The 16,691-nt window shown below is 61.7% G+C and carries 15 protein-coding genes; 10 read left to right on the top strand and 5 right to left on the bottom strand.

The annotated features are described in order from the left end of the window. Window positions 1-163: 163 nt before the first annotated feature. The 5 genes from FEE99_RS28425 (at window position 164) to FEE99_RS28405 (ending at window position 4,958) form a co-directional block, all read left to right on the top strand. Entirely contained in the window at window positions 164-925 is a 762-nt protein-coding gene (locus FEE99_RS28425) for a DUF2076 domain-containing protein (protein WP_041477746.1), read from the top strand. 287 nt (window positions 926-1,212) lie between these two features. Beyond that, window positions 1,213-1,692, top strand: a complete 480-nt coding sequence (locus tag FEE99_RS28420) for a LabA-like NYN domain-containing protein (protein ID WP_041477747.1) — start codon at window positions 1,213-1,215, stop codon at window positions 1,690-1,692. Between the two features lie 22 nt (window positions 1,693-1,714). Continuing rightward, window positions 1,715-2,320, top strand: a complete 606-nt coding sequence (locus FEE99_RS28415) for a 3'-5' exonuclease (protein WP_024014425.1) — start codon at window positions 1,715-1,717, stop codon at window positions 2,318-2,320. A gap of 309 nt (window positions 2,321-2,629) precedes the next feature. Beyond that, entirely contained in the window at window positions 2,630-3,565 is a 936-nt protein-coding gene (yedA, locus tag FEE99_RS28410; RefSeq protein WP_041477748.1) for a drug/metabolite exporter YedA, read from the top strand. 52 nt (window positions 3,566-3,617) lie between these two features. Further along, on the top strand, window positions 3,618-4,958 hold the full coding sequence (locus tag FEE99_RS28405) for a DEAD/DEAH box helicase (RefSeq protein WP_041477749.1): 1,341 nt from the start codon (window positions 3,618-3,620) through the stop codon (window positions 4,956-4,958). A gap of 34 nt (window positions 4,959-4,992) precedes the next feature. Here FEE99_RS28405 and FEE99_RS28400 read toward each other — a convergent pair whose 3' ends face one another. Both FEE99_RS28400 and FEE99_RS28395 read right to left on the bottom strand, forming a co-directional pair. Continuing rightward, on the bottom strand, window positions 4,993-6,273 hold the full coding sequence (locus FEE99_RS28400; protein ID WP_052392145.1) for a TIGR03862 family flavoprotein: 1,281 nt from the start codon (window positions 6,271-6,273) through the stop codon (window positions 4,993-4,995). Between the two features lie 280 nt (window positions 6,274-6,553). After that, a complete protein-coding gene (locus FEE99_RS28395) occupies window positions 6,554-7,474 on the bottom strand; it encodes a histone deacetylase family protein (protein ID WP_024014421.1) in 921 nt (306 codons plus the stop codon). Window positions 7,475-7,556: 82 nt separating this feature from the next. On the opposite strand from FEE99_RS28395, the gene FEE99_RS28390 reads away from it, so the two are divergent. The 3 genes from FEE99_RS28390 (at window position 7,557) to FEE99_RS28380 (ending at window position 9,697) form a co-directional block, all read left to right on the top strand. After that, window positions 7,557-8,126, top strand: coding sequence for a GNAT family N-acetyltransferase (locus FEE99_RS28390; RefSeq protein ID WP_041477750.1), 570 nt, complete (start codon window positions 7,557-7,559; stop codon window positions 8,124-8,126). Window positions 8,127-8,237: 111 nt separating this feature from the next. Then, complete coding sequence (gene tesB / locus FEE99_RS28385) at window positions 8,238-9,107, top strand: acyl-CoA thioesterase II (RefSeq protein ID WP_041477751.1); 870 nt, start codon at window positions 8,238-8,240, stop codon at window positions 9,105-9,107. Continuing rightward, window positions 9,104-9,697: an HAD family hydrolase gene (locus tag FEE99_RS28380; protein WP_041477753.1), complete on the top strand. Its 594-nt coding sequence runs from the start codon at window positions 9,104-9,106 to the stop codon at window positions 9,695-9,697. The genes tesB and FEE99_RS28380 overlap by 4 nt, the downstream gene beginning before the upstream one ends. A gap of 133 nt (window positions 9,698-9,830) precedes the next feature. Here FEE99_RS28380 and FEE99_RS28375 read toward each other — a convergent pair whose 3' ends face one another. Together FEE99_RS28375 and ypfJ are read right to left on the bottom strand one after the other, a co-directional pair. Continuing rightward, a complete protein-coding gene (locus tag FEE99_RS28375) occupies window positions 9,831-10,784 on the bottom strand; it encodes an alpha/beta fold hydrolase (RefSeq protein ID WP_041477754.1) in 954 nt (317 codons plus the stop codon). Further along, entirely contained in the window at window positions 10,785-11,669 is an 885-nt protein-coding gene (gene ypfJ, locus FEE99_RS28370) for a KPN_02809 family neutral zinc metallopeptidase (RefSeq protein ID WP_041477755.1), read from the bottom strand. Between the two features lie 390 nt (window positions 11,670-12,059). Here ypfJ and FEE99_RS28365 point away from each other — a divergent pair, with 390 nt between their 5' ends. After that, window positions 12,060-12,938, top strand: a complete 879-nt coding sequence (locus tag FEE99_RS28365) for a DMT family transporter (RefSeq protein WP_041477756.1) — start codon at window positions 12,060-12,062, stop codon at window positions 12,936-12,938. A gap of 120 nt (window positions 12,939-13,058) precedes the next feature. On the opposite strand, the gene FEE99_RS28360 is transcribed toward FEE99_RS28365, so the two are convergent. Continuing rightward, window positions 13,059-14,393, bottom strand: a complete 1,335-nt coding sequence (locus FEE99_RS28360) for an MFS transporter (RefSeq protein WP_041477757.1) — start codon at window positions 14,391-14,393, stop codon at window positions 13,059-13,061. A gap of 361 nt (window positions 14,394-14,754) precedes the next feature. Between FEE99_RS28360 and quiC the strand changes: the two genes are divergently transcribed. After that, entirely contained in the window at window positions 14,755-16,656 is a 1,902-nt protein-coding gene (gene quiC, locus FEE99_RS28355; RefSeq protein ID WP_041477758.1) for a 3-dehydroshikimate dehydratase QuiC, read from the top strand. Window positions 16,657-16,691 lie beyond the last annotated feature (35 nt).

Here is a 16,691-nt window from a genome sequence, read left to right as displayed (position 1 = left end):
GGTCGAAAACAGTGGCTCACTTTAACCGATGCAACGCGGGGCGACACAAACGTAAACATTCGGTAAAGGTCATTGAAACGTTTTGTCACTGTCTCCATTACAGGAGAGCACCACGCCCAGAGTGGGCGCGGGCACGTTATTACCGGCAATCTACGAGGTCGCCATGAACAGCGAAGAGCAAACCCTGATCGATGGACTGTTTTCCCGGCTGCAACAGGCCGAGACGGAGGCAGCCCCGCGCGACGCCCAGGCCGAGGCGCGGATCAAGGAACACCTGACGCGCCAACCGGCGGCAGGTTATTTCATGACCCAGGCGATTCTGGTGCAAGAGGCCGCGCTGAAAAGCCTCGATGAGCAGAACAAGCAACTGACCCAGCAAGTCCAGCGCCTGCAGGCCGAGCTGCAATCGGCCAAGGCCCAGAGTGGCGCTGCGGCAGCAAGCGGTGGCGGTGGCTTCCTGTCGAGCATTTTTGGTGGCGGCAATTCGCGTCCGGCGCCGAGCCCGAGCGCAGCGCCGTCGTCCTCCGGCGGCTGGCGTGAACCAGCGCCGCAGCAGAGCTACCAGGCACCGGCGCCACAACAGAGCTTCGGCGCCGCGCCGCCCAACTATGCGCAGCAGGCAGCCCCGGCGGCGGGCAACAGCTTCCTCGGCGGCGCGCTGAAAACCGCCGCTGGCGTGGCCGGCGGTGTGATGCTGGCGCAGGGCATCAGCAGCCTGTTCCACCACAATCAGCAACCGGAAGAAATCGTCGAGGTCATCAAGGAAGAACCGGCGCAGGTCGCCGACCAGAGCAACAACGGCTGGGGTGATGATCAGCGCGTGGCGGACAACGGCTTCTCTGGCAATGACCAGGGCGGTTTCAGCGACGCCGATTACAGCAGCGACAATTCGTCGTTTTTCGATGACGACGACTCCTTTGTCTGACATCGCCTTTAAAGGCTGACATGGACCCCTGTGGCGAGGGGATTTATCCCCGTTGGGCTGCGTAGCAGCCCCGCTTTTCCTAATTGGAGCGAGGACTGCTGCGCAGCCCAGCGGGGCGGTGCGACGTTTCGCTAAATCCCCTCGCCACACCACCGTTTGTCAGGGACATCTCGGCGCCAGCCGGTGATTATTCGCTGAATCTTTCTCTTGGCTGGCATACTGAGCGCCTTTTTCAGGCCTGATCGCCTGACCCCGCTTCGTGCGCTTGCGCGCCCACAGGAACTCCGGTGAAAAAAATCGCAGTGTTCGCCGATGTGCAGAACCTCTACTACACCGTGCGTCAGGCCTATGGTTGCCACTTCAACTACGCCGCATTGTGGGCGGACATCAGCAAGAACGGGCAGATCGTCGAGGCCTATGCCTACGCCATCGACCGTGGCGACAGCAAGCAGCAGCAGTTTCAGCAGATCCTGCGCAACCTCGGTTTCATCGTGAAGCTCAAGCCCTACATCCAGCGCAGCGACGGCTCGGCCAAGGGTGATTGGGACGTGGGCATTACCCTGGACATCATGGACGCCGCCGACCATGTCGACGAAGTGGTGCTGGCCTCCGGTGACGGCGATTTCGACATGCTGCTCGAGCGCATCATCAACAAGCACGGTGTGCAAGCGGTGGCCTACGGCGTCCCTGGCCTGACCGCCAACTCGCTGATCCGCGCCGCCAGCCGCTACGTGCCGATCGAAGGCGCACTGCTACTGAAGAATTGATTTGGACGGAGTACAACACGGTTTGGAACGCATTGCAGTCATCGACTTTGAAACCACCGGCCTGTCGCCGAACAGCAGCTGCCGCGCTACGGAAATTGCCGTGGTCATGCTGGAAAACGGCCGCATCGTCGAGCGTTACCAGAGCCTGATGAACGCCGGCGTGCGCGTCCCTGCGTTCATCGAGCAACTGACCGGCATCAGCAACGCCATGCTGCGCACCGCGCCGCCGGCCGAGCGGGTGATGGAAGAGGTCAACGAATTCGTCGGCTGCACGCCGTTGCTGGCGCACAACGCCTCGTTCGACCAGAAATTCTGGGATTTCGAACTGGGGCGGATCAAGCGCACACGCCTGCAGAATTTCGCCTGTTCACTGCTGCTGGCGCGGCGCCTGATGCCGGCGGCGCCGAATCACAAGCTCGGCACGCTCACCACGTTCGCGCAGTTGCCGCATACGGGCCAGGCTCACCGGGCCATGGCCGATGCGGAGATGGCGGCCAATCTGATGGCGCATCTGGCGCAAGAGTTGCGCGGCAAGCACGGGGTGCGCGAGTTGAATCACGACCTGCTGTGCAAGTTGCAGAAAGTCCCTGCGGCGAAAGTCGGCGAGCATTTGCAGCGTTATCGCTGATCCCGGGTACTCCGACTGAGCGTTCCCACGCTCGGCGTGGGAATGAAGCCCGGGAGGCTCCGCGTCCCTTTCAAAGCCGAACGCAGAGCGTCCGTTGAGGCATTCCCACGCGGAGCGTGGGAACGATCCAAGATGGATGTCTACCGATACACCGCTTTCGCGAGCAGGCTCGCTCCCACAAGGACCTTGTCGGTCTCAGTTGCTTTCATGCAAAAGTGTACCGGCGCTAAAAACAGGTTTTGTAACTTATTTTTGCTCGTGCGCCTTTCTAGAATAATCCATCCACCGAGCCTGACTGTCGAGCTGCCCATGCCTGCCTTGCGCCGTTTTTCCCTGCCGTTGATCGCTGCGTTTTTTGCGTTGTATGTGATTTGGGGATCGACCTATCTGGTGATTCGCATCGGCGTCGAATACTGGCCGCCGCTGTTGCTGGCCGGGGTGCGCTTTGTCATTGCCGGCAGCTTGATGTATGCCTGGCTGCGCTGGCGCGGGGCTGCGGCGCCGACCTGGGCGCAGTGGAAAGCGGCGGGGCTGGTCGGCATTCTGCTGCTCAGTTTTGGTAATGGCGCGGTCAGCGTGGCCGAGCACACTGGTGTGGCTTCCGGCGTTGCCGCGCTGGCGGTGGCGACGGTGCCACTGTTCACCTTGTTGTTCGGCTACTTCTGGGGCGCGCGCAATACGCGGCTGGAGTGGGCCGGTGTGGCGTTGGGGATTATTGGCATCGCCATGCTCAACATGGGTTCCAACCTGCAATCGAGCCCGCTCGGCGCGATGTTGCTGATCTTCGCGGCGGCGAGCTGGGCGTTCGGTTCGGTATGGAGCAAGCATCTGCCGCTGCCAGCAGGGGCGATGGCCAGTGCGGTGGAAATGCTCGTCGGCGGCGTGGTCTTGCTGATCGGCAGTGCGCTGAGCGGCGAGCACCTGCAAGCCATGCCGCCGCTCGAGGGTTGGCTGGCGCTGGCCTATCTGATCTTCTTTGGCTCAATCATCGCCTTCAATTCCTACATGTATCTGCTCAAACACGTGCGCCCGGCGGCGGCGACCAGTTATGCCTACGTCAACCCGGCGGTGGCGGTGTTGCTCGGTGTGGTGTTTGTCGGCGAGACCATCGGCATCGAAGAAGCGCTGGCGATGCTGGTGATCATCAGCGCCGTGCTGCTGATCAGCCTGCCGCAGTGGCGTCGACCTGCGCAGCCACCCGTGGAAGAGGCGAAAGCCGTTCCGACGGAAGCGCGTACGAATTAGGGTAAACTGCGCGGCATTGCATCCCCGCGTCATTTTTTCCTACGGTACTCCCATGACTTTCGCCTCCCTTGGCCTGATCGAACCCTTGCTGCGCTCCCTCGAGACGCTCGGCTACCAGACCCCGACGCCGGTGCAGGCGCAAGCCATTCCGGCGGTGCTGGCCGGTCGCGACCTGATGGCAGCGGCCCAGACCGGCACCGGTAAAACTGCCGGTTTCGCTTTGCCGCTGTTGCAGTTGCTGACCATGGAAGGGCCGAAAGTCACCGCCAATTCGGCGCGTGCGCTGATTCTGGTGCCGACCCGCGAGCTCGCCGAGCAGGTCCACGAAGCCGTGCGCCAGTACGCGGAAAACCTGCCGCTGCGTACTTACGCGGTCTATGGCGGTGTCAGCATCAACCCGCAGATGATGAAGCTGCGCGGCGGCGTCGATGTGCTGGTCGCCACACCCGGTCGCTTGATCGACCTGTTCCGCCAGAACGCGCTGAAACTCGATCAACTGCAAACGCTGGTGCTGGATGAAGCCGATCGTATGCTCGACCTGGGCTTCTCCGAAGAACTGGCGAACATTTACCGCATGCTGCCGAAAAAACGCCAGACCCTGCTGTTTTCCGCGACCTTCTCCGATGACATCCGCCTGCTTGCCGGGCAGATGCTCAATGATCCTTTGAGCGTCGAAGTCAGCCCGCGCAACGTCGCCGCCAACACGGTCAAGCAGTGGATCGTCACCGTGGACAAGAAGCGCAAGGCCGAACTGTTCGTGCACCTGATGCGCAAGAACAAGTGGAAGCAGGTGCTGGTGTTCGCCAAGACCCGCAACGGCGTCGATGCGCTGGTGGAAAAACTTCAGGGCCTCGGTGTGAATGCTGACGGCATCCATGGCGACAAACCGCAGGCTACGCGCCAGCGCGCGCTGGACCGGTTCAAGCTCAGCGAAGTGCAGATTCTGGTGGCGACCGACGTTGCCGCCCGTGGTCTGGACATCGAAGACCTGCCGCTGGTGGTCAACTTCGATCTGCCGATCGTGGCCGAGGATTACATTCACCGCATCGGCCGGACTGGCCGCGCGGGTGCCACTGGTGAGGCGATCTCGCTGGTGTGTGCCGATGAAGTGAACATGCTCTCGGCCATCGAAATGCTGACGCGGCAGAACCTGAAGCGCCAGAACGAACCGGATTTCGAGCCCGAGCACCGCGTGCCGGACACCGATGCCAGCGGTCAGGTGATCAAAAAGCCGAAGAAACCGAAGAAGCCGAAAGCGTCGGGCGGTGGCGGTGGAAAACGCAATCTGGGCAAGTGGGTCGACAGCGGCGAGACCTCGGCACCGGAGCCATCGATCAAGCCGGTGCGCAAAGTGCCGGTGTTCAATACTGGGCCGCGTAAGCGCAAACCCTGAAAGCAGCTCCGAGCGTTCAGCTGCAAGCTGCAAGTTAGAAGCGCTTTGCTTCGGCTTGCAGCTTGCAGCTCAGAACTTGCTGCTGCTTGACCCACTGCACAATACCCAACCCTGCCGCGCGCCCACTGGCAAAACACCCGGTCAGCAAATAACCTCCGGTCGGCGCTTCCCAGTCGAGCATCTCGCCCGCACAAAACACCCCCGGCAGCGCCTTGAGCATCAAGCGCTCATCCATCGCCTCGAATCTCACGCCACCAGCACTGCTGATCGCTTCGTCCAGCGGACGGGTTTTCACCAGAGTCAGCGGCAACGCTTTGATCGCTCGCGCCAGGAGCGCCGGATCGGCGAAGGTTTCGGCGTCGGTCAGCTCGCGCAACAATGCTGCTTTAACCCCATCAATCCCCACCTGGCTGTGCAGATGCTTGGCCATTGAGCGCGAGCCGCGTGGTTTGCTCAGCGCCGCCTGCAATTTATCCACAGGCCGGCCGGGCAGCAGGTCGATGTGGATAACCGCTGCGCCATAGCGATTGATTTCCTCGCGTATCGGCGCCGACAGCGCATAGATCAGGCTGCCTTCAATGCCGGTCGCGGTGATCACGCATTCGCCCAAGCGCGGGATATCGTCGTTCAAACCGATGGCGATGTTTTTCAGCGGCGCGCCGGCGAATTTGCTCACCATCAGCTCGCTCCAGGCCTGCACCTCGAAGCCGCAATTGCTTGGCTGCAACGGTGCCAGATCCACGCCGCGCTGCTCCAGCGTCAACATCCACGCGCCATCCGAGCCCAGGCGCGACCAACTGCCGCCGCCGAGGGCGAGCAGGGTGGCGTCGGGGTTTACGCTGATTTCGCCTTGCGGACTGGCGATGCGCAATGCGCCGCTTGCGTTCCAACCGAGCCAGCGATGGCGGGTGTGGATAACCACGCCGCTGTCGCGCAGGCGCTTGAGCCAGGCGCGCAACAGCGGGGCGGCTTTCATGTCGGTGGGGAACACGCGGCCGGAGCTGCCGATGAAGGTTTCGATGCCCAGTTCGTGAATCCACTGGCACAAGGCATCGGCATCGAATCCGCGTAGCAGCGGGGCGATCTGCGGTGCGCGTTCAGCGTAGCGGGAGAGGAACGCCGGGTACGCTTCGGAGTGGGTGATGTTCATGCCGCCGACCCCGGCCAGCAGGAACTTGCGCCCGACCGAGGGCATGCCGTCGTACACGTCGACGCGGATTCCGGCCTCGCCCAGCACTTCGGCGGCCATCAGGCCGGCGGGGCCACCGCCGATGATGGCGACGTGGATGTTGGCGGGGGCGGAGTTCTGGGTCATGGGCGTGCGCTGCGGTATGGCGGGACAAGGCGCGCATTCTAACAGCGCTGAACCCCTGTAGGAGTGAGCCTGCTCGCGAACGCGGTCTGTCAGTCAATTAGATGTTGTAGGTGCTAAAGCTTTCGCGAGCAGGCTCGCTCCCACCGGGGCTGCGGTGTATTTCGAGGCTGGTTAAAAAATAAACAGTGCGCTGGGCGCCATGCCCAGCCTGGCCTGCAGTCCCTTTCACTCAGGTTATCCACAGGCAGTTCCACAGCGATTGTGGGTAACGCAGCACGTTTCAATGACAGCCGTGTGAATCCCACACTCGTTGCGCGCTGTGATGGAGGATGCCGTGGCGGCGGGCGAGGGCGTGGCGATCCTTGCTGTAGCCGCCGCCGATCACCCCGACCACCGGGATGTCGCGGCCCAGACAATGGCGCATCACCCGTTCATCGCGCTCGGCCACGCCGGCGTCGGTCAGTTGCAGATAGCCGAGGGCATCGTCCTTGTGCACATCAACGCCAGCGTCGTAGAGCACCAGATCCGGTTGATACAGCGGCAGCAGGTAATTGAGCGTGTCATCGACCACCTGCAGATAGTCGGCATCGCCCATGCCCTTGGGCAGCGGAATGTCCCAGTCACTTTCGGCTTTGCGTGCGGGAAAATTCTTTTCGCAGTGCAGGGAAACGGTAATCGCCTCCGGCGTGTCATGCAGAATCCGCGCAGTGCCGTCGCCCTGATGCACGTCGCAATCGAAGATCAGCACGCGATTGACCCGGCCGCTCTGCAACAGGTACTGGCTGATGATCGCCAGGTCATTGAAGATGCAGAACCCGGCCGGGTAATCATAATGAGCGTGATGGGTGCCGCCGGCCAGATGACAGGCCAGACCATGCTCAAGGGCTTGCTCTGCCGCCAGGATCGAACCGCCCACCGCGCGCACGGTGCGTCGCGCCAGCGCTTCGTTCCACGGCAGGCCGAGGCGCCGTTGGTCTTCGCGGGACAACTCGCCGCTCATGTAGCGTTCGATATAGCTGCGGTCATGGGCGAGGGCGAGGATGTCGTTGGGGCAGATCTGCGGGCGCAGCAGGTCGGCGTCGCGGGTCAGGCCGCTGTCGACCAGGTGATCGCGCAGCAGCCGAAACTTGTCCATGGGAAAGCGGTGATCCGCGGGAAACTCGGGGCTGTAGTCTTCGTGATAGATCAACGGCAAGGGCATGGCTTGTTTCGCGCAGAACCAGGGAAAGAATGAACGATCCTACCAGCGATGTAGACTCAACGGCATGGAAATGGAGGGGACGATGGAGCCGATACTGGAGCTGCAAAGCGCGCGGTTGTTGATGCGTCAGTGGCAGGACGAGGATTTGCCGGCATTCGCCGCGATGTGCGCCGATCCGCAGGTGATGCGCTACTTTCCGACGCCGTTGACCCGGCTCGAAAGCGCCGCGTTGATCGGCCGCGTGCGCGGGCATTTTGCCGAGCATGGCTTCGGCCTGTGGGCGCTGGAGCGCAAGGACACGGGCGAGTTCATCGGTTTCACCGGGTTGGGCGTGGTCGGCTTCGATGCGCCTTTCACGCCGGCGGTGGAGATCGGCTGGCGTCTGGCCAAGGAACACTGGGGCCTGGGCTACGCCAGCGAAGCGGCGTGGACCGCACTTCGCGCCGGTTTCGACCAGTTGAAACTGGAGGAAATCATCTCGTTTACCGCCGGGCAGAATGCGCAGTCGGAGAAGGTCATGCAGGCGATCGGCATGCATCACGATCCGCAGGATGATTTCGATCACCCCAAGCTTGCGCTCGATCACCCGTTGCGCCGTCATGTTCTGTATCGCATCAGCCGCGAACAATGGCTGCAAACCTTGCATGAATAAGCCGACACGGACGTTTACAATGGCCGCCATCGTATTTGGCCCGTGCCAGAACCTGAATCGTCCGCCGCAGCCAAGACTGCGCGGCCATTGCTTTGTGTGAGGAGAGTCTGAATGAGCCAAGTGCTGGAAGATCTGGTCGATCTGCTGACCCTGGAACCGATCGAAGAAAACCTGTTCCGTGGTCGTAGTCAGGATCTGGGGTTCCGCCAGTTGTTCGGTGGTCAGGTGCTCGGCCAGTCGCTGTCGGCGGCCAGTCAGACGGTGGAAGAGGCGCGTCATGTGCACTCGCTGCACGGTTATTTCCTGCGCCCGGGCGATGCCAAGTTGCCGGTGGTCTATTCGGTTGATCGCGTGCGTGATGGCGGCAGCTTCAGCACCCGCCGCGTGACGGCGATTCAGAAGGGCCACCCGATCTTCACGTGCAGCGCTTCGTTCCAGTACGACGAAAAAGGCTTCGAGCATCAGGGCCAGATGCCGGCGGTGGTTGGTCCGGAAAACCTGCCCTCGGAACTGGAACTGATCCAGCAGCGAGCGCACCTGATTCCCGAGCACATGCGTGAAAAACTGCTGTGCCCGAAACCGATCGAAGTACGCCCGGTTACCGAAAAAGACCCGTACAACCCGCAACCGGCTGATCCGCTGAAGTACGTGTGGTTCCGCGCCGACGGCGCCTTGGCCGACATCCCGGCGCTGCACAAATACCTGCTGGCGTACGCCTCGGACTTCGGCCTGCTGACCACTTCGATGCTGCCCCACGGCAAGTCGGTCTGGCAGAAAGACATGCAGGTCGCCAGCCTCGATCACGCGCTGTGGTTCCACAATGATCTGCGCGCCGATGACTGGTTGCTCTACGCGATGGACAGCCCGTGGGCCGGCAACTCCCGTGGTTTTTCCCGTGGCAGCGTGTTCAACCGCGCCGGGCAACTGGTCGCTTCGGTGACTCAGGAAGGTCTGATCCGCCATCGCAAGGACTGGGCATGAGCCTGACCGCGGTTCGCCATTGGGTATTCGACATGGACGGCACGCTGACTGTAGCCGTGCATGATTTCGCGGCGATTCGTGTGGCACTGGCGATTCCGCCCGAGGACGACATCCTCACCCACCTCGCCGCGTTGCCGGCGGATGAAGCGGCGGCCAAGCATGCCTGGTTGCTCGAGCATGAACGCGATCTGGCGCTGGGCTCGACCCCGGCCACCGGCGCGGTTGAGCTGGTGCGCGACCTGCATGCGCGGGGTTATCGCCTCGGCATCCTCACGCGCAATGCGCGGGAGCTGGCGCATGTCACGCTGGAGGCAATCGGCCTGGCCGACTGCTTCGCGGTCGAGGATGTGCTGGGTCGCGACGAAGCACCGCCAAAGCCGCATCCGGGCGGTTTGCTGAAACTGGCCGATGCCTGGCAAGTGCCGGCCAGTGACATGGTGATGGTTGGTGATTATCGCTTTGATCTCGATTGCGGCCGAGCAGCGGGGGCGCGGACGGTGCTGGTGAATCTGCCGGATAACCCGTGGCCGGAGTTGACGGATTGGCATGCAAGGGATTGTGTTGAGTTGCGGCGGATGCTGCAGGCCTGAGATCGTTGTTGTCTGATCGGACGCCTTCGCGAGCAGGCTCGCTCCTACAGGGGAATGCGTTCCAACTGTGGCATTTATTCCAAATGTGGGAGCGAGCCTGCTCGCGAAGGAGCCGGTGGATTCAGCAAAAAACTCACTGATCAAACAACGCCTTCTGCCCCTCCGCCGACGTCAGCATGCCATCCCCGTCATGCCCGACCCCAGGCACCTCCACCAGCCGCTGATTGACCCCCTCAGGATGGCGGCGCAGCAAATAGCCGAAATACAGCTTCCCGCGCATCAAGCGGTAAGCCCCTTGCGCCTCGGCTGCGCAGCTCTTGTCCAGCGCCGGGTGTTCCGGGTCGACGTCCTGCTGCCCGAGCAGATAAATCACCTCGCGTTTGACGTAAGCGCTCTCGACCTGCAACGGCGTTTGCCCGCTGGCATACACCGGCATGTCCGCCAGGCCGTACTTCCAGCGATTGAAGCCCGGGCATTGTGCGTGGTCGAACGCCACTGGCCGCTGCTCGTTGAAGTACGCGTAAGAAGAGGGATTGGCAACCACATAGCGCAAGCGAATACCGTTGGCCTTGAGCGCCGGCTGATCCTTGGCCAGCAGGGCGTAACGCTGCACCACCTGACCACCGCCGGAGTGGCCGAAGATCACGATCTGCTTCACGTCCGGAAACTGTTTGCGGTCGCTGAGCCGCGCGACGATTTCGTCCAGCGCCGCGTAGGAACTCAGCGGATTCGGCCCGGTGGACAAGCCGCCGCCCATCCACTCGTTGCCCTGCCAGCGCAGCACCGTCGGCGGCAAGGAATACAGGGTGACGTCGCTTTCATTGAGAAACTGCGGGGCGATCACCAGCGTGTGCGCGGTCTGCCCGGCGAGTTCGGCGGCGCTTTCCGCGCTTTTGCGGTAGGTCTCGGCGTTGCGCAGGCGACCGTGAATGACGATCAGCACCCGCTCGATCTTCTCAGGTGCCGGGCCGATGCCCACTGCCATTTCCCCGGCCTTGAGTTGCAGGCGACCGGCGCTGATCGCGTCGACGCCGGCCGCTTGCGCGGTGCCGGCGATGAACAGTAACGCCACAAGCCATTTATGCATTTACAGGGTTTTCGCCGCGAAGGTGTCGCACTGGCTTACCTGGCCTTGCGCGAATCCGGTTTTGAACCAGCGCACCCTTTGCGCTGACGTACCGTGGGTAAACGAGTCCGGGACCACACGGCCCTGGCCCTGTTGCTGCAAGCGATCATCGCCGATGGCGTTGGCGGCGTTCAAGGCTTCTTCGATGTCGCCGGGTTCCAGCCAGTTCAGGCGTTTCTGCGCGTTATACGCCCAGACGCCGGCAAGACAGTCGGCCTGCAATTCCTGGCGAACCAGCAAGCCGCCGTCGCCTTCCATCTGCCGGCCTTGCTGACGCGCCGCCTGCATCTTCGCCGAGACGCCCAGCAGCGTCTGCACATGGTGTCCGACTTCGTGCGCAATCACGTAAGCCTGAGCGAAATCGCCGGCGGCTTTGAAGCGCTGCGACATTTCCTGAAAGAACGCCATGTCCAGATAGACCTTCTGGTCTGCCGGGCAATAGAACGGGCCGGTGGCAGAAGTGGCCATGCCGCACGCGGAGTTCACTCGATTGCTGAACAGCACCAGTGTCGGGTCTTTGTATTGGCGTCCGGCCTGCTGGAAGATCGGACCCCAGGTGTCTTCGGTGTCGCCAAGGATCGAACGGACGAATTCGGCCTGTTCATCATTGGCCGGTGGCGCCTGACGGGTTTGCGAGGAGGGCGCCGGTTGGTCCATCTGGCCGGTCAACTGGCCGAGGATCTGCATCGGGTCCTGGCCGGTGAGCCAGCCGATGCCGACAATCAGCACGATGGCCGTCAGGCTCAGGCCCTTGCCGCCACCGAAGCGCATGCCGCCGCCACCGCCTGCGTCATCACCCCGGGCGTCGACGACGTTGTCACTGCGTCGGCCTTTTTTCCATAGCATGTGGGAATCCTCTTTTATTGCCGGTGATGAATCTGCTGGTGATGAGTGTTGCCGCTGTGTGAGTGTGGCGCCAGTCCGGTCGTCCGTCCATGCACACGCGCCCACATGGTGCGGGCCTGGTATTGACGGTCGAGCGGGCCGTGAATTCAATCCCGAGTGGGATTTCTTCTGCCGATTCATGAACCCGCCGTTTCGACGGCAGTCTGTGATGTTGCACACTGGCCGGGCGCCGAAGTGGCGGGAATCTTGCCTCAAGGTTTTGCCTGGCGGCGGTTTCCCGGCGAAGAAGAGTGCAACCTGTGCGGTTGCTGAAAGCTCGGCCGACTATGATTGCCACAACGATTGCCGCCAGCGCGAACGCTCGCCCGGGTATTTTTTCAGAGATTGCCAATGACCGTCAGCACCCCGCTCTCCGGTGTCAACCAACCCTTCAAGGGGATCCTGCTGATTGTCGTGGCGACGTTCCTGTTTTCCAGCCACGACGCCTTGTCGAAATACCTCTCCGGTTTTTATCCGATCGTGATGGTGGTGTGGGCGCGCTATGTGGTGCACACCTTGTTGATGGCGGGGATTTTCCTGCCGCAGTCCGGTTTGCGCGTTCTGCGTACGAAAAAACCGTTATGGCAGCTCGCCCGTGCCCTGTGCCTGCTCGGCACCAGCCTGTTTTTCACCACTGCGCTGCTGTACATCCCGCTGGCGGAAGCCACGGCGGTCAACTTTCTCGCGCCGGTACTGGTGACGGCGTTATCGGTGCCGCTGCTCAAGGAACGAGTGACGCGCGGACAGTGGATCGCGGTGATCTGCGGCTTCATCGGCGTGCTGATCATCGTCCACCCGGGCGGCGAACTGTTCACCCCGGCGATCCTGCTGCCGTTCTGCTCGGCGCTGTTCTTCTGCTTCTACCAATTGCTGACGCGCAAGCTCGCCGAAGTGGACAGCCCGACCACCAGCAACTTCTTCGCCGGGCTGTGCAATACCCTGGTGATGAGCGCGCTGGTGCCGTTCTTCTGGCAAGTGCCGACGTTGCCTCATGCCGCGCTAATGCTGGCGCTGGGCAGTTGCGGAATGACTGCGCACTTGTTTCTGACCCAGGCCTTCCGTCACGCCGCGCCGGCATTGCTGGCGCCGTTCGGCTATTGCCAGATCGTCTTTGCCGGGTTGTTGGGCTGGCTGCTGTTCAATCACACACCGAGCGGGTTGACGGTGATTGGTATCGCGGTGATCTGTTGCAGCGGATTGGCGGCAGCGTGGCAGCAGAGCCGGCGCTAAGGAGGAGCAAGATCCCTTGTAGGAGCTGACGAGTGAAACGAGGCTGCGATCTTTTGATCTTAAACAGCAAGATCAAAAGATCGCAGCGTTCCGCAGCTCCTACAGGGGCGATTTAGCGGGTTATTCGACGGTCGGAATCTTGCGCGGTGCCATGAAATACATCCACGTCAGTGCGAGGAAGTACATCGCCGGAATCAGCGTGAACAGCACCGTGTAGTTGTTGTTGGTAACGGTGAGAATGTGGCCGACGATCTGGGTCATGAACATCCCGCCGATCGCCGCGCACATGCCGCCGAAGCCGAACACCGTGCTCATCATGTGCTTGGGCGTGTAGTCCATCACCAGGCTCCAGATGTTCGCAGTCCAGGCCTGATGCGCGCCGATCGCCAGCGAGATCGCCGCCACCGCCACCCACAGATTCGCCGAGCCGGCGGCCATGACCACGCCGATGATGCAGCAGGCAAATAGCAACATCGACAGCAGCCGCGCCTTGATCGAGTTCATCCCGCGACCGATCAGGAACGAGGACAGAATCCCGCCGCCGACACTGCCGAAGTCAGCCGTGACGTAGATGATGATCAGCGGAATACCCATCTGCGTCACGTTGATGCCGAGGTTGTATTGCTGATTGAGAAACGGCGGCAGCCAGTACAGATAGAACCAGAACACCGGCGCGGTCAGCGAGTAGGCGAGGGCGAAGGCCCAGGTGCCGCGCATGCGCAGGATCTTGCTGAACGGCACGCGGGCCTGTTCCGGTTCGACTTGCTGCTGGATGTAATCGAGTTCCGACTGTTTAACCGTCGGGTGATCTTCCGGATTGAAATACTTCAAGCCCCAGAACAACAGCCAGATGCCGCCGAGTGCCGCCATGCACAGGAACGCCGCTTGCCAGCCCCACACATGCAGGACCAGTGGCAGCAGCATCGGCGTGAACATCGCGCCGACGTTGGTGCCGGCGTTGAAGATGCCGGTAGCGACAGCGCGTTCACCGGCCGGGAACCACAGGCGCGTGGTTTTCACACAGGCCGGGTAGTTGGCCGCTTCCGTCAGGCCGAGGATGAAGCGGCAGACCATGAAGCCGACTGCGGAGGTCGCCAGGCCATGGGCACCGGTGGCCAGGCTCCAGAGCAGTACGGCGCAGAAGAACACGCGCTTGACGCCGACCCGGTCGATCAGGCGTCCCTGCAGGACAAACCCGATCGCGTAGCCGACCTGAAACCAGAAGTTGATGTTGGCGTAGTCCATCGCCGTCCAGCTCATTTCCTTGGCGAGGATCGGCTGCATGACGCCGAGGGCGGCGCGGTCGATGTAGTTGAGGGTGGTGGCAAAAAACACCAGCGCCAGCATGCCCCAGCGGGTCTTGCCGACGGCCATGGCGCCGCGGATCTTGTCGCCAATGCCACCCGTGGCAGTGCTCATGGCCGGAGCCATGCGGGAAGTCTGTGAAGGAATCATGTGTTCCACCCGTTTTTGGATTTGTTATTTGGTGTTCTTTTCTGTCGAACACCTTGCCCGGTGGTTAGTGGCCGGACTCGATGTGCAACCGATGTTGGGCAGTGAACAAAAAATCGTCAATTCGCCAAATCGCCTTAGTGTTCGATAATCGCACGCAAAACTAACCGGGTAGTACACTTTAAATTGCTGCGCGCAGGGATGCAGCCAATAATTTCCCTCACTATAAAAACCCATTCCCCGGTAGGAGCTGCCGAAGGTTGTGATCTTTTGATTTTGCTGTTTTGGTAATCAAGATCAAACGATCGCAGCCTTCGGCAGCTCCTACAGTAAAGATAAAGCGGCGCAGTCCGGGAGTTGAAACATGCAGCGTTCCATTGCCACCGTTTCCTTGAGCGGCACCCTGCCGGAAAAACTCGAAGCCATTGCCGCCGCCGGGTTCGACGGCGTGGAGATTTTCGAAAACGACCTCCTGTACTACGACGGCAGCCCCCGGGAAATTAAACAGATGTGCGCCGATCTGGGGATCGCCATCACCCTGTTTCAGCCGTTCCGTGACTTCGAAGGCTGCCGCCGCGATCGCCTGGCGCGCAACCTTGAGCGTGCCGAGCGCAAATTCGATCTGATGCAGGAGCTCGGCACCGACCTGGTGCTGGTCTGCAGCAACGCCTCGCCGGACAGTGTCGGCGATCAACAAATCCTCGTCGATGATTTGCGCCTGCTGGCTGAACGCGCCGGCGCCCGTGGCTTGCGCATCGGTTACGAAGCGCTGGCGTGGGGCCGTCACGTCAATACTTATCAACAGGTCTGGGACATCGTCCGCAAGGCCGATCACCCGAGCCTCGGCGTGCTGCTCGACAGCTTCCATACCCTGTCGCTGAAGGGCGATCCCAGCGCGATCGCCGACATTCCCGGCGACAAGATCTTCTTCGTGCAAATGGCCGACGCACCGATCCTGGCCATGGATGTGCTGGAGTGGAGTCGGCATTTCCGCTGTTTCCCGGGGCAGGGCGAATTCGATCTGCCGGGTTTCCTCGCGCCGATCATCAAGAGTGGCTATAGCGGGCCGCTGTCGCTGGAAATTTTCAACGACGGCTTCCGCGCCGCGCCTCCACGGGCCAACGCCGCCGACGGTTTGCGCTCGTTGCTGTATCTGGAAGAGAAGACCCGTCAGCGTCTCGAGCAGGAAGCGCCGCCAGTAACCAACTGTGAAATCCTTTTCGAAACGCCGCCGGCCAGCGAATATAACGGCGTGGAATTTCTCGAATTTGCCGTCGATGAAGCGCTGGGCGCTAAGCTCAGTCACTGGCTGCAACGCCTCGGTTTCGCCAAGGCCGGGCAGCATCGCTCCAAGAGTGTCAGCCTGCTGCGTCAGGGCGATATCAACCTGATCCTCAACTCCGAGCCGTATTCCTTCGCCCACAGCTTTTTCGAAGCCCACGGCCCGTCACTGTGCGCCACGGCCGTGCGGGTCAAGGACAGCGCCAGTGCGCTGGCCCGCGCGGTCGCTTACAAGGGGCAGCCCTATCGCGGGCTGGTCGGGCCGAATGAACTGGAGCTGGCGGCGGTGCGCGCACCGGACGGCAGCCTGATTTATCTGGTCGATGAGGACGCCGACGTGTACGGCACCGATTTCAATCTGTTGCCGGACGCGCAGACCGGCGGCGGCCTCAAGCGTATCGATCACATGGCCATGGCACTGCCGGCGGACAGCCTCGACAGTTGGGTGCTGTTTTACAAAAGCCTGCTGGATTTCGAAGCCGACGATGAAGTGGTGCTGCCCGATCCGTACGGTCTGGTGAAGAGCCGCGCCCTGCGCAGCCGCGACAGTTCGATCCGGCTGCCGCTGAACATTTCCGAGAACCGCAACACCGCCATTTCGCATGCGCTGTCGAGTTATCGCGGCTCCGGTGTGCATCACATCGCTTTCGATTGTGACGACATCTTCGCCCAGGTCAGTCGCGCCAAGGAGGCCGGTGTGCCGCTGCTGGACATCCCGCTGAACTATTACGACGACCTCGCCGCGCGTTTCGATTTCGACGATGAGTTTCTCAGCGAGCTGGCCTATTACAACGTGCTCTACGACCGTGACGCCCAGGGCGGCGAGTTGTTTCACGTCTACACCGAGCCGTTCGAGGGGCGTTTCTTCTTCGAGATCATCCAGCGCAAGAATGGCTATGCCGGCTACGGCGCGGCCAACGTTGCGGTGCGGCTGGCGGCGATGGCCAAATCCCGCAGCGGTGCGGTGCGTCAGGCGAAGTTGTAGGGAATTCGTAAACGCGGGATTAAACACCGGCTGCG

The organism is Pseudomonas sp. ef1, from assembly GCF_007293365.2.
GTDB lineage: Bacteria > Pseudomonadota > Gammaproteobacteria > Pseudomonadales > Pseudomonadaceae > Aquipseudomonas > Aquipseudomonas siliginis.
The sequence above is the reverse complement of the archived record's forward strand: the minus strand, read 5'-3'. Positions and strand labels throughout refer to the sequence as shown.